The 13,310-nt window shown below is 55.9% G+C and carries 11 protein-coding genes and 1 pseudogene; 9 read left to right on the plus strand and 3 right to left on the minus strand.

Features of this window, described 5'->3' with window-relative positions:
* Positions 1 to 78 precede the first annotated feature (78 nt).
* Together JUI81_RS22355 and JUI81_RS22360 are read left to right on the plus strand one after the other, a co-directional pair.
* Positions 79 to 753, plus strand: a complete 675-nt coding sequence (locus JUI81_RS22355; RefSeq protein WP_204125043.1) for a bifunctional 2-polyprenyl-6-hydroxyphenol methylase/3-demethylubiquinol 3-O-methyltransferase UbiG — start codon at positions 79 to 81, stop codon at positions 751 to 753.
* A gap of 460 nt (positions 754 to 1,213) precedes the next feature.
* Positions 1,214 to 2,254 (plus strand): annotated as a pseudogene (locus JUI81_RS22360) (ABC transporter substrate-binding protein).
* A 182-nt stretch (positions 2,255 to 2,436) separates the two neighbouring features.
* Here the strand turns inward: JUI81_RS22360 and JUI81_RS22365 are convergent.
* A complete protein-coding gene (locus JUI81_RS22365) occupies positions 2,437 to 3,309 on the minus strand; it encodes a DNA/RNA non-specific endonuclease (RefSeq protein ID WP_204125044.1) in 873 nt (290 codons plus the stop codon).
* A 255-nt stretch (positions 3,310 to 3,564) separates the two neighbouring features.
* Positions 3,565 to 4,608, minus strand: coding sequence for a GlxA family transcriptional regulator (locus JUI81_RS22370; RefSeq protein WP_204125045.1), 1,044 nt, complete (start codon positions 4,606 to 4,608; stop codon positions 3,565 to 3,567).
* Between the two features lie 105 nt (positions 4,609 to 4,713).
* Here JUI81_RS22370 and JUI81_RS22375 point away from each other — a divergent pair, with 105 nt between their 5' ends.
* The 3 genes from JUI81_RS22375 to JUI81_RS22385 all read left to right on the plus strand — a co-directional run bounded on the left by JUI81_RS22375 (position 4,714) and on the right by JUI81_RS22385 (position 7,052).
* Positions 4,714 to 5,355, plus strand: a complete 642-nt coding sequence (locus JUI81_RS22375) for an HD domain-containing protein (RefSeq protein WP_204125046.1) — start codon at positions 4,714 to 4,716, stop codon at positions 5,353 to 5,355.
* 97 nt (positions 5,356 to 5,452) lie between these two features.
* On the plus strand, positions 5,453 to 6,334 hold the full coding sequence (locus JUI81_RS22380) for an NmrA family NAD(P)-binding protein (RefSeq protein ID WP_026331613.1): 882 nt from the start codon (positions 5,453 to 5,455) through the stop codon (positions 6,332 to 6,334).
* Positions 6,335 to 6,431: 97 nt separating this feature from the next.
* The gene (locus JUI81_RS22385; RefSeq protein WP_204125047.1) at positions 6,432 to 7,052 is read left to right on the plus strand and encodes a glutathione S-transferase family protein; all 621 of its coding nucleotides are present in this window, start codon (positions 6,432 to 6,434) and stop codon (positions 7,050 to 7,052) included.
* Between the two features lie 117 nt (positions 7,053 to 7,169).
* Here the strand turns inward: JUI81_RS22385 and JUI81_RS22390 are convergent, their stop codons facing one another.
* The gene (locus tag JUI81_RS22390; RefSeq protein ID WP_018927951.1) at positions 7,170 to 7,766 is read right to left on the minus strand and encodes a TetR/AcrR family transcriptional regulator; all 597 of its coding nucleotides are present in this window, start codon (positions 7,764 to 7,766) and stop codon (positions 7,170 to 7,172) included.
* Positions 7,767 to 8,293: 527 nt separating this feature from the next.
* Between JUI81_RS22390 and JUI81_RS22395 the strand changes: the two genes are divergently transcribed.
* From JUI81_RS22395 to JUI81_RS22410, 4 genes are all read left to right on the plus strand, one after another.
* Complete coding sequence (locus JUI81_RS22395) at positions 8,294 to 9,307, plus strand: SDR family oxidoreductase (RefSeq protein ID WP_019648982.1); 1,014 nt, start codon at positions 8,294 to 8,296, stop codon at positions 9,305 to 9,307.
* Between the two features lie 80 nt (positions 9,308 to 9,387).
* Complete coding sequence (locus JUI81_RS22400; protein WP_204125048.1) at positions 9,388 to 10,908, plus strand: class I adenylate-forming enzyme family protein; 1,521 nt, start codon at positions 9,388 to 9,390, stop codon at positions 10,906 to 10,908.
* Positions 10,898 to 11,509, plus strand: a complete 612-nt coding sequence (locus JUI81_RS22405) for an HAD-IB family hydrolase (RefSeq protein ID WP_019578645.1) — start codon at positions 10,898 to 10,900, stop codon at positions 11,507 to 11,509. Before JUI81_RS22400 ends, JUI81_RS22405 begins: the two co-directional genes overlap by 11 nt.
* A 3-nt stretch (positions 11,510 to 11,512) precedes the next feature.
* On the plus strand, positions 11,513 to 13,276 hold the full coding sequence (locus JUI81_RS22410) for an FAD-dependent monooxygenase (RefSeq protein ID WP_096480336.1): 1,764 nt from the start codon (positions 11,513 to 11,515) through the stop codon (positions 13,274 to 13,276).
* The last annotated feature ends 34 nt before the right edge of the window (positions 13,277 to 13,310 follow it).

Consider the following 13,310-nt stretch of genomic DNA (forward strand, 5'->3'; position numbering starts at 1 on the left):
GTAAAGCATCACCGACAAGATCCGTTCCGCCAGTACTTGTCCTATCCTTCCCTCCAACCCATCACTGCGGACATCGAAATGCCCAGCCCCGAATCCACCCTCCTCCAGAGCTGGCACCACAACGCCAAGCCCTGGATCGAGGCTATCCGCACCGGCACCATCGAAAGCCGCCTCAAGGTCACCGACCAGGCAATCTTGCTGGCGATACTGGGCCGCCAACCCGAGCGTGTGCTCGACCTGGGCTGCGGCGAGGGCTGGCTGTTGCGTGCTCTGGCTGAACGGGCCATCGAGGCGGTCGGTGTGGATGGCGATGCGACACTGGTCGAGGCAGCGCAGGCGGCGGGCTCTTCGCGGGTGCATTTGGCGAGCTATGAAGAGTTGGTAGAGGCGAAGGTGGACATCGGCAGCGACTACGACCTGATCTGCGCCAACTTCGCCCTGCTGCACCAGGACATCATCCCCCTGCTCGCCGCCATGAACGCCCTGCTCGCCCCCGGTGGCGCGCTGGTAATCCAGACGCTGCATCCGTGGACCGCGGCGGCAGGCGACTATCAGGACGGTTGGCGGGAAGAGACCTTCGCCGGGTTCAAGGGGCAGTGGCAATCCATGCCGTGGTACTTCCGAACGTTGTCCAGTTGGCTCAATGCTCTGGACATGGCCGGTTTCCGGCTGGCCGCCCTGCAGGAGCCGCAGCACCCGCAAAGTCCGGTGCCGCAGTCGTTGTTGGTGGTGGCTGAACAAACGTCCACATGATCGCCAGCGGCGCCCACTGCTGAAGCAATTTCAGCCACGACACATTCCTTGTAGCAGCTGTCGAGCTTGCGAGGCTGCGTTCGGCTGCGCAGCAGTCGTGAGTCCGGTTGCCGTGGTGTATCTGACACACCGCATTGTCTTATTTGACGACTGCTTCGCAGCCGAACGCAGCCTCGCAAGCTCGACAGCTGCTACAGATCGCCTTACGGCATAAGTGAATGTGCATTGCACTGCTGAAGAGCTTTTTTATAGCTCCCAAGCATATTTTTAATAATTTTCCTCTTCCGATTGATGCCGCACTATCAAACCGCACTGAGCACCTCTGGTCCGGCTTTCCCGGATGAAAGCTTTTTTCATAACGATGCCGGCCCCAAGAGCCCGGCACGGTGGAACTTTATCGGCCTCTGGCCAGCACTGCCCGGCTTTACACCATTCTAAAAACCAGCTGTGGGAGCGTTCCATGTCTTTATCCTTACGTACCTGTGTTCCTATTTCTCTGGCCCTGTTGTGCACCGGCGTGCTCGCCGAGCCCCAGGCCCTGACCGTCATTTCGTTCGGCGGCGCCACCAAGCAGGCCCAGGACAAGGCCTATTTCCAGCCCTTCAATGCAAGCGGTGCGGGACGCATCGTGGCGGGCGAATACAATGGCGAGTTGTCGAAGATCAAGGCCATGGTCGATGTGGGCCATGCCACCTGGGATGTGGTCGAGGTGGAGAGTCCGGAACTGTTGCGTGGCTGTGATGCCGGCTTGTTCGAGCGACTGGACAAGGCCAGTTTTGGCGACCAGGCCCAGTTCGTACCGGGGACCTTGACCGAGTGTGGTGTGGCCACCTACGTCTGATCGATGGTCATGGCCTTCAACAAGGACAAGCTGGCCAAGACCCCGACTTCCTGGGCGGACTTCTGGAACGTAACCGACTTTCCGGGCAAGCGCGGCCTGCGCAAAGGCGCCAAGTACACCCTGGAAATCGCTCTGCTGGCCGATGGCGTCAAGCCTGACCAGCTCTACAAAGTTCTGGGCACCCCCGAGGGCGTGAACCGTGCCTTTGCCAAGCTCGACAAGATCAAGTCAAGCATCCAGTGGTGGGAGGCTGGAGCCCAACCGGCGCAGTGGTTGATCGCCGGTGACGTGGTGATGAGTGCCGCCTACAACGGTCGTATCGCCTCGGCGCAGAAAGAAGGCATGAACCTGAGCATCGTCTGGCCCCAGAGCCTGTACGACCCGGAATACTGGGCCGTGGTCAAAGGGTCGCCGAACAAGGCGCTGGCCGAGCGTTTCATCGCGTTTGCCAGCCAGCCGCAAGCCCAGAAGGTTTTCTCGGAAAACATCCCTTACGGCCCAGTCCACCGCCAGGCCCTGGCGCTGCTGCCGGAGCCAGTACGCCAGCAATTGCCGACGGCCGAAGCCAACCTGGCCAAGGCCCGGTCGGTAGATGCGGAGTTCTGGGTGGACCACGGCGAGGAGTTGGAAGAACACTTCAACGCTTGGGCGGCGCGCTAGCCGCGACGCACTCTCTGTAGCAGCGGCCGAGCCTGCGAGGCTGCGTTCGGCTGCGAAGCAGTCGTGAATCCGGCTGACGCGGTCTGCCTGACGCACCGTAAGTTCTGGTTTTACGACCGCTGCGCAGCCGAACGCAGCCTCGCCCCGGCTCGACAGCTGCTACGGATTAATCCATCAAGCCATCAAGAGCGCCCCACGGAACCTGTGACCGGTAGATTTCCCAGCAAGTTGAGCCCGGTACTCTTCACGAAAGCGTCATAGTCCATCGGTCTCTCGATACGGGTTTCAGCATTGGGCAGTACGTAAGCCCAGGCACGCTTGGACGATGCGTCGTAAACCAGTTTGAACAGGCGGGTCGGCACCCAGACCTTGTTGTCACCGACGGTGGCGTGGCCTGAGTCAAAGAGCGGGCCGGTGAAGACAAAGACATTGCCATCGGCTCGTTTGGCAAACTTTCTGACATCGGACTCGACCTTACTCCAGATCTTCCGGTTGTTGGTTGGGTCTTGCGGCACCATGTTCGACAGCGCAAAGGATTGGGCCATTGCATTGGGGTTCGGTGCATCGGCTGCCGGGGATTGATGGCCACGGTCCACGGCCGGATGTTGGCTACGGTAGTCGCTCAACTCTGCCCGCCCACTCTTGGGAATGCGTGGGTCCGGATAGAACTGGTTGGTACGCTCCTCCCCTTTGGCATCCTGCAGCTGGGCGGCATTAAGGCGTTCGACCACTACCAGCGGTGTCTTGCTGGTTTGCGAGTACAGCACCGCGAAGTTGTCGGAACACAGGGCCAAGGGTTTCATTGTGGCAGGCACAGTGGCCATGCTGATCGGTTTCGCGGCCGGGAACAGATCCGCGCAGCCGTCAAACGATGGCTGTTTCTGTTTGTTTGAATAGAGTTCCAGCGCCGCGCTCTGGCTGATCGAGCCCGAGTGGGAGGTTTGTTGCTGATGCTGGGTGGGCGGCTTGATGAAATCCAGCAGACTGCGGGCTTGTGCCCCGGTCGAGAGCAAAACAAGGGCCGACAGCCCAACTGCAATTTTGCGTAGGTGCATGCTTTAAATCTTCGAATTGGATTAAGGGATAAACGTACGGCGAGTCCCGATTCACGGAACCAGGTGAAGGCGGTTGCGGATTACATTGCGGTGAGCATGCTTTCACTGTCCTTGATCAAATTGCCGATGCGGATCCGGTCGGCGCCGGGCAGTACGACCGCTGACGGTCGCGCGGGGTTTATTGACCATCACAAGTCACATTAGTGCTGAGCGGCGTACACATTCTACTTGGCCATGCTCGTCGAATGGGCATACCTAAGCGGGCTGGTTAACTGGCGCGAAACGTTGTGCGTACTCCTTTGGACTCACGCCCATGCGTCGCACGAAGGCTTTTCTGAGCACGTCGACGCTGTGGTAGCCGCATCGGCGCGCAACCTCTTCCATCGAGCGCCTTCCCAGCTCTATTTGCCGACAGGCCGCTTCGACCCGGACGTCCTCGACGTACTTCGCAGGCGTTGTCTTGAATTCCCTCTGAAACATGCGAATCAAGGTCCTCACACTGGTGGCGAGCCTGTCTGCCAGTATCTCGACCGTCAGCTCAGAATGCAGATGCTCACTGATCCACACGCATAACTCATCGAGATTCGAACCTGTCTCATGCTGCGACTGGAGTGCGACGCTGAACTGTGCCTGACCGCCTGGACGTCGCAGAAACAGAACCAGATTTTTCGCGACCTCCAAAGCGACGTCGTCACCCAGGTCTTCGCTGACCAGTGCGAGCGCAAGATCGATTCCCGCCGATATGCCTGCCGAGGTGTACACGTTGCCGTCCTTGACCCAAATCGGGTTGGGGTCAACCTGCACACTGGGATAGCGATCGGCCAGGCTGCGTGCCATCCGCCAGTGGGTTGTTGCCTTTCGGCCATCCAGAAGCCCTGTTTCGGCCAGGGCAAAGGCCCCGACACAGATCGAACACACACGCCTGACATTTCGGGCTCGCGTGCGGATCCACTCGATGGCCGTCTGATCCAGATGATCCATGGCTTTCCAGCCCGACGTCACGATCAAGGTGTCGATGGGCTTGTTATCAAGACGCTCCTGTTCAAGCGTCTTGTGCGCCATAAGCGCGATGCCGGTGCTGCTTTCCAGGTGCTCATTGGCACCCGCACAAACGAGTTCGAGTGCGTAGGGAGCAGAGTCACCGCGGTGCAGATTGTTCGCATAGGCAAACACCTCCGCCGGGCCGATCACATCAAGCGAATCCACGGGCGGCAAACCCAAAATCACCACTCGTTTTTGCGCCACGCCAACAAAGGAAGGGTTTGATTTCGTCGTTTTTCTCACAGCGATCTCCCGCATTGACCTCGCACGCATATTGGCACAAATCATCTGTAAATAGTCAATTTTGCCAATTGCGACTATTTAGAATGAACTGCAAGCCAACTTAATCCCCCGGAAGCAAACATGAGTACCCCAGTCATCATCGGCGGCTTCAGCGCTCCAGACTCTGAACTCGCTCGCAAGGCCTCCTTCCTCGTCGAGCGAGTTCACACGACAGTGTTCCTGCACCATGTGCATCGCACCTGGTGGTTTGCCGAATTCCTAGGCCAGCAGCGAGGCCTGAAATACGACCGCGAGGCGGTCTATCTCGCCGCACTGCTGCACGACCTGGGGCTGACGTACGAATTTGCGGCCGACCAACGTTTTGAGGTCGACGGCGCCGACGCTGCCAGCCGCTTCCTGCTGGACAACGGTTACCCTGAATCGAAAGCCGAGCTGGTTTGGGACGCGATCGCCCTTCACTCCAGCGCCGGTATCGCCGACCGCAAACGGCCAGAGATCGCCCTGATCTACATGGGCGCCCATGTCGATGTGATGGGATTACGACTGGAGGAAATCACACCGTCGCTGGTCGACGATACGCTGGCCCTCTACCCCCGCATTGGCATGAAAGCCGCGTTTACCCAAGCGGTCGCTGAAGTGGCCAGGAAGAAACCTCACACCGCGATTGGCACTGGGCTCGCTGACGTCGGACGTCGTCACGTGCACGGGTTCGATTGCCCGAATGTGTGCGACCTGATTGATCACGCTCCTTTCGATAGCTGACGGCGGTGCGCTACTGCGCAACCTTCTGGAATTGGTAACGCCTGATACGTGATATCGGCGCGAGCAATGTGTGTTCCTTTACTTTGGAGTATTCACCATGCAGCAACGTAAATACCTCGTCACCGGCGCTACGGGAAAAACGGGCGTCTACACCATTCGCCACCTTCTCAACGGAGGTCATGCAGTTCGGGCTTTTGTGCATCAGGAGGACGAACGCAGCGCAGCGCTCCAGAGCGAGGGCGCCGAAATATTCGTTGGCGACCTCCTTGAACATGACGACATCATTCGTGCGATGGAGGGGGTCACAGGCGCCTACCTGTGCTATCCCGTGCGCCCCGGCTACATTCAGGCGACCGCCTATTTTGCCGATGCCGCCCGGCGAGCCGGCGTCGAGGTCGTGGTGGAAATGTCGCAGATTTCCGCTCGGGAAGATTCATTGAGCCACGCCGCGCGCGACCACTGGATCGCGGAGCGCGTACTCGACTGGTCTGGCGTGCCCACCGTCCATATCCGCCCGACGTTCTTTTCCGAGTGGCTGATCTTTCCGTGGGTGCTTGATCAGATCGTGAAGGAGAACAAGATCACGCTGCCATACGGCACCGGCCGACATGCCCCCATCGCCGCTGAAGACCAGGCGCGACTGATCGCCGCCGTTCTCACGCAGCCGTCTGGCCATATCGGGAAAACCTACCCGTTGTATGGTCCTGTCGAGTTGAACCATCAAGAGATCGCCGACGTAATCAGCGGCATCGTAGGCCGCACCATCACCTACAGCCCTTCGACCCTGGAAGAGTATCGCCAGCATCTGGAGACCTACGATTTGCCGGAGTTTGTGATCCAGCACTTCCTCGCAGTCGCGGTCGATTACCAGAATGGGATCTTTAGCGGTGAGGACGGGGTTATCAGCGAAATCACCGGACAAGCGCCTCAAACGGTGGGTGACTTCGTGCGCGCAAACCGGCAAGCGTTCGAGGGGTGATCACGATGGACGTATGCGCCTGGTCTTGTAGACAGGCGCGTATGCCGCTTTTCACTTAGCATCCAATAATCATCCATTCATTTTCAGGGAGTGTCTGATGAACCCGAAAATAGAGCTGTATGGCGCGCCTACTGGCAACAGTCTGAGGGCTGCAATAGCCTTGGAGGAAGCAGGTATCCCCTACACCGCACGAAGACTGAACTTGCAGGCAAATGAGCAACGCGACTTGTCGTACCTGGCGCTTAATCCGGCAGGAAAAGTCCCAACCCTGGTCGACCTTTCATCGACACCCCCGCTGGTCATTAGCCAATCGAACGCAATCATTCAGTTCGCTGATGCAAAAGCTCCGGGTCGGCTCGCACCAGCGCATCGTGGACCAAAACGCGACCGGGTGTTTGATCGTTATTTCTTTTTCGTAACGGACGTCATCGGGCCCAGTCATGCTGCATTTTCCCTGCGCCAGGCAGGATTTAATGATGCGGCCACAGTTATCGATCAACGCGTCATTGAACAACTCGTCTATGCAGAACGGTTTCTTACCGACGACTTTATGGCCGGAGATCAGTTCTCCATGGCGGACATCTCCGCTTTTACCATTGCGGCATCATTTCGTGATCGGCTGGATTGGGCAGTGCTTTCACGCTTATCACGCTGGTTCGACGCGATCGAAGCCAGGCCCGCCGTACAGCGAGGATTGAAAGTGTTCCAGAATCACTGAGCGCTACTGCGCAGACCTTATTGTGTGCGCTAAAGATGGGCATGGCAGCTCGCATCCTGCCCGAGGTCTGAGCCCCGGACATGCGAATATCGTATGTATCACAAGAATGGCAGCGTTCTATAAGGGCTCTGCTGTCTGGATAAGCGAGTTCAACACCAGTTTTATTTCAGAGGCCGGATCTTTATGCCCTTGCAGTATCAAACCTTCCGACAAAGCGGTGAAGGTCCTTGCAAGAGCGGCATTCGCCAAAGGAGGCTTCTTGCCTGCATGATTAAATATGATGGTAATCAACTTACCCAAGGCTTCACTATTTTCCTGATGCAGATCGTAGTAATGCGTTGAGAACTCTTCATCACGCAAGGCGATCAGTTGCAACTCAGCATCAAGAATCGCGCAACTGGTATTATTTTTAAGCGTGTCAATATAGGCATTCAATCCATGGGTCAGCTCTTCCGATGAATACCCTGAAGTCAGGGTGACACTCAATCGATCGATCTCAACTCCCTTGAATCTCTGAGTTAACTGCAGAAGCAAGTCCGACTTACTTGTAAAGTTTGAAAAGAAGGCCCCCTTCGAAAAACCGGCTTCCTCGGAAATAGCGTTAACACTGGTGGCGTGAAAACCTTTTCTCACCATAAGGTCAGTGGCGGTATCGAATAACTTATCCCTTGTTATTTGCTGACTTTCTTCTCGACCTAATCTCTTTTTAATCACGCCTTCGGCTCCTTTGGCCAAACAAATCTATTTGTAACTGGATGCAACGGATCTGCCACTCACTGCGCAAACCTGTTTTAACTATCATATCTTATACTAAGCCCTCTTAATCACTTTGCATTTAAACTTTTAAGGAGTGCCATGTAAATGCCATGTATTGGGCCCCGCACGTTCAGGCGCCTTGGTATCCAGCCTGACGCGCGCGCCCTGATGAATCGAGTCAACAAGGGTGTTTTTTGACTCCCCAGAAGGCAGGCGACGGACGGCAAAAATGTCTAGCGATGACCTCAATCCGCCCGATCCCGGTGAATGCCTGCTGTCGATAACGCTCTAAACCACAGGATTTTCGTGTTTCAGGTCGGGCTCAAGGACGTCGACCTTGTGGCGACTGTTAAATACCGCTTGATTTCCAGATACCGAATGGTTTTTACTTGCCGCCGTTGACGCCCCCCGCCTGATCAAAGCATCGAGCGCGGTGACATCAATCTCAATGCAGTAGCAGGTTACCCCACAGGAGCTGGATTTTAATGGAATATGCCTTTGTTACAGGCGCTACAGGCCTGCTCGGTAATAATGTGGTTCATGCGCTTTTAAAACGAAACATCAAAGTAAAAGCGCTGGTCCGCTCCGTCGAAAAAGCCAAGAAGCAGTTCGGCAATCTGCCTGTCGAATTTGTCGAAGGCGACATGCTCAATGTCGACGCCTTCAGCCATGCCTTGCAAGGCTGTGATGCCTTGTTTCATACAGCCGCCTATTTCCGCGATAGTTACAAAGGCGGAAAGCACTGGCAGAAACTGTATGACACTAACGTGACCGGAACCGAGCGCCTGTTGCAGGCCGCTTATGCCGCAGGCATTCGTCGTGCAGTCCATACCTCCTCCATTGCCGTCTTGAAGGGCGATAAAGATCAGGTGATCGATGAAACAATGTCTCGCAGTGAATCGGAGGCTGACGATTACTACCTGAGTAAAATATTGTCTGAACAGAAAGTTCAGGAATTCCTGGCGCGGCATCCGGACATGTTCGTTGCCATGGTATTGCCTGGCTGGATGTTTGGCCCTGGGGACATCGGCCCGACCTCATCAGGACAGTTCCTGCTCGACTTTGTCGGAAAAAAATTGCCCGGCGTACTGCCTGGAAGTTTTTCCGTTGTCGATGCCAGGGATGTAGCAGAGCATCAACTCGCGGCGATCACTCGCGGCCGATCCGGAGAACGCTACCTGGCAGCCGGCAATCACATGGACATGAAAAGCATTTTCCAGGCGCTCTCCAGTGTCAGCGGCGTAAAAGCGCCGGAGCGCAAAGTGCCACTGTTCATGCTGCGTATAATTGCCTTGATCTATGAAGGTTATTACCGAATCACGAAAAAGCCGGTGCTCATCAGTACTTCTACTGTCAAACTCATGGAGCAAGAGCAAGGGCGCACCCATTTCAGCCACAACAAAAGCCTGAAAGAATTGCAGTGCAAGTTCCGCCCCGTGACGGAAACATTGACCGACACCCTGGATTGGTATCGGAAAAATAACTACATTGATGCTTAATTGAAACAATTTATATATAGCCTGCCTCTGTAGTACTTTTTTGTCTGACCATAAATTCAAGGATTGAGAGAGGTTGGTAAATGAAAAGCCTTTCATCTAAAGAAGGTTTTCTGCATCGGTTCGTCGGTTTTTCAGAGTCGTTCCCTGAGCACATTGCCATCAGGAACCTGGACGCGGAAGAAGATACCGTCACTTACCGTGAGTTGCGTATAAAGGCTGAAGAGTGCAATGGCGCACTCTCAGCATTAAATGTATTGCCTGGCGACAAAGTAGCGCTCGTTCTACCCAATGGGGTGGAATTCATCGCTTACTATTTGGCGATCATCGGTCGCGGTGCGGTTCCGGTCATTCTCAACTACAAACTGACGCCATTCGAAATGAACAGCGTCATCAGCATCGCCAGACCGACGCTGGTAGTGACCACCGAAACCCTATTCGAGCAGCATAGCGAGACATTTCAGCCTGCCTACGGCGTTAAGCACTCCTTGGTGTTGAACGCCGCAAGCGAGCCGTCATCGCCCCTGCCCGACAACGCAACGGCAGACTCTCGGCTTCCCCGACAGACCGAGCCCTTGTTACTGCCCGAAGGCAATCCGATTGTCTCGGTACAGTTCACCTACCGGGGCATCGGTAAACCGCTGGCCGTTTCTCACCGCTACCTTGACCTGACGCAATCGAGTGATGGCTTGCATGAGCAGTTTCATCTTCAAGGTGTCGGTTCCGTTCATCTGGTGACGCTGCCGCTGTATGCCATCTTCGGCCTGTCGGTGATGATGGTTTTCCCCTTGAGTGTGGGCGCCACATTGTTAATGACTAACACCCTGCTCAACAGGGATCTGGCAGAAGTCTTGTCCCAGCATAAGGTCACCTTTGCCTGTCTGGTGCCCGACGTCATTCGCTACTTCAATACACGACTGGCCAAACGCAAGGGCGCACTGTTGCCGTTGCACCCTCACCTGATGATTTATTCGGGTGGCAGCCATTTACCCGCAGACGAAGCCGAGAAGCTGGGAAGGCTGCTGGGGTGCAATCCGGTGCTGCAAGGCTATGGATTGACCGAGAGCATGCCGGTGATTGTCCAGAGCTCGATTGGCAAGGTCCATCGCGGCGCCATGGGACAACCGATCAGAGGCGTAGAACTAAGGGTCGTCGATGCCGAAGGGCGGGATGTCGTACCTGGACGCATTGGCGAACTGCTGATTCGCGGCTCGATGGTGATTGACGGCTATAACGATGCAGAGGACGCCAATGCCCGGTTCTTCCGTGATGGCTGGCTACACACGGGTGATCTGGTCTGGCGGGACGACGACGGGCATGTGTTCTTCTATTGCCAACGCCTGCGAATCTCGAAGATCAAAGCGCAAATGGTCGACCTGACTGAAATCGAATCCATTGCCCTGAAGCACCCGGACGTGGTGCGCGCGAAAGCTTACATCGTCCCGGACAACAAGGAGGTCAACGTACTGCACCTGTGCGTTGAAGGGAGCGGCGACCTGACCCAGAGCGCTGTCTCTACCCTGCTCTCGCGCTACCTCTCGGGCTTCAAGTTGCCCAAAACCATCGAGATCATCTCTCTCAAGGAAGAGATTCATGCAAGCTAATGGCACACAACCGGTACTGGCCGTGTTTGACTTTGACGGCACATTGACCGACAGACATACGTTCTGGCGCTACATGCGTTATATCGTGGGAACCCGAACGTTCTGGCTCAGGATCATTCCCCTGCTGCCCAAAATGCTCAGTGTAATCGTTGGCATCACGCCATTGATGCAAGCCCGACTGGCATTCATTGCCTGTTATCTGGGCGGTCTGTCCGTTGAGCAAGAACGCGAGCATGCCAAGTATTTCATCAGCGAGCTGCTACCGCTCTGGCTCAGGCCCGAGGCCCTGCGCCGGCTGCAATGGCATCAGTCCATGGGGCATGTCACTGCGCTGGTCAGCAACTCGCCGGAAAACTACCTGATTCCCTGGGGTCAGGCAGCGGGGTTTGACTATGTCTGCGGCACCCGCCTGGCGACTGCGAAGAACAAACTGACCGGCGGAATATCAGGTACCAACTGTGTTGAGAGAGAGAAAGTCACACGGCTCAAGGGCTGTCTGAGCAACCTTGATGACTTTTACATTTATGCCTACGGGGATTCATCCGGTGACGATGCCCTGCTCGGCATTGCCAACTCTCCCTTCTACAGAAACTGGTACTAACCGATGAACACTCTGAGCACTTTGGCCCCCAAGCACTTCAGCCAACCCGGTAATACCCCGACAGTCATGATCGTAGGCGCCGGCCCGATTGGCCTGTCCCTGGCAATCATGCTGAAGAAGTGGGGCGTCTCTTTTCGCATCATTGAAAAGAATGCCGGTCCCTCGACCGCTACCAAAGCGATGGCCATCCATTCCAGAACCCTGGAAATTTTCCGAGATCTGGGAGTTGCCGATCAGGCCATCGGTGACGGATTCACTATCAACCAGTTTTCGGTGCAATCGAACGCCAAACGGGTGCTGAACTACAACTTCTCCTACCTGGACGCCACCTACCCCCTGCTCCTCAGCCTGCCACAACCGCAGACAGAGAAGATTCTGCTTGAGCGACTGAACAAGTTGGGAGCAGATGTTGAATGGAATACCGAGCTGGTCGATATAGAAAACCAGCCGGGCTCGGTGCAGATGACGCTTCAGCATGCGGACGGCAGCGCCGAGTCCTTTTCCAGCCGCTGGGTGGTCGCGTGCGACGGTGCTCGCAGCAACATCAGAAAACGTCTTGATATGACCTTCGAAGGATCGTCCTACGACCGCTTCTTCATGCTCGCCGATGCCGATATCGAGTGGTCTGGAAGCAAGGACGAAGGCGCTTTCTTCCTGGGTGCACAGGACGGTTATGTCGCGGTCGCGCCGATCAGCGCTCAATCCCGTTATCGACTTTTCATCGAGATGCCCTACAACCTGCCACCAGAAGGTGAGCGCCCTTCCTTGAGCCTGGAGAACTTTCAGCGGTTGTGCGAAGGACGCGGGCAAAAGATGACGTTGTCCAATATTTCATCGACCACCATCGCCTCTTTCCAACATCGCCGCGTGCAGTCGTTGCAGCAAGGCTCTGTGTTTCTGGTAGGCGACTCGGCTCATATCGGCAGCCCGATCGGTGGCCAATGGATGAACCTGGGGGTTTCCGAGGCCTATAACCTGGCGTGGAAAATGGCCTATGTCGATCAGGGCCTGGCTGATCCATCGTTGCTGGAAAGCTACAACGAAGAGCGCTACCCGGTGGCCCTGGAAGTCGAGAACACAGCACATCGACTGACCGGACTGATTACCGTCAAGCGTCGCGCCCTCGTTTGGCTGCGCGACAATGTTCTGCCACTGATAAGCAACCGGCGCAAGGTTCAGCGCAAACTGCCGTCGATGATTTCCGGTCATCAGTACCACTACGGCAAGAGTGATTACATCCAGGAATCGCTGACGAAAAAGCAGCGCATGAATTGGGATAAAAAAGGCAAGAAACCTGAATTCCAGACGTCGGTGCCTCGCGCCGGACAACTGGCTCCCGATGTCGAGTTGTGGCAACTGCAAGGTATGCCGCCAAAGCGCTTGATCGACTTGTTCCACGGAACGTTCACGCTGTTGATTTTCAGCGCAGCCGATCAGTTTTCCCCGTTGTTGCCGGGCTATTACTCGCTGGCCGAGTCGGTGGAGAAGGACTACCCGGGCATCAAGGCTTATTGTGTTATTGATGCCCTGAGCAGCGCCGAACTGCCTTCCTGGCACTCGACGTTGCTGGACCCCGATTGGCGTCTGCACAAGCGTTACCATGCCAAAGCGGGCACGTTGATGCTGATTCGTCCTGACGGCTACATCGCTTTCCAGGGAGCCGATGCAATAACGCTCTTCACTTATCTGAACGTAAGATCCGGGCTGCTCAAAGGAGCCAGAAAAACAACATCTTCCGAGATCGACGCAGTGGAACTCCAACTTTAAGTCGCTATATGGCTACTGCCAACCTGGTTCATTG

It is taken from the genome of Pseudomonas sp. 008, from assembly GCF_016861935.1.
Taxonomy (GTDB): Bacteria; Pseudomonadota; Gammaproteobacteria; order Pseudomonadales; family Pseudomonadaceae; genus Aquipseudomonas.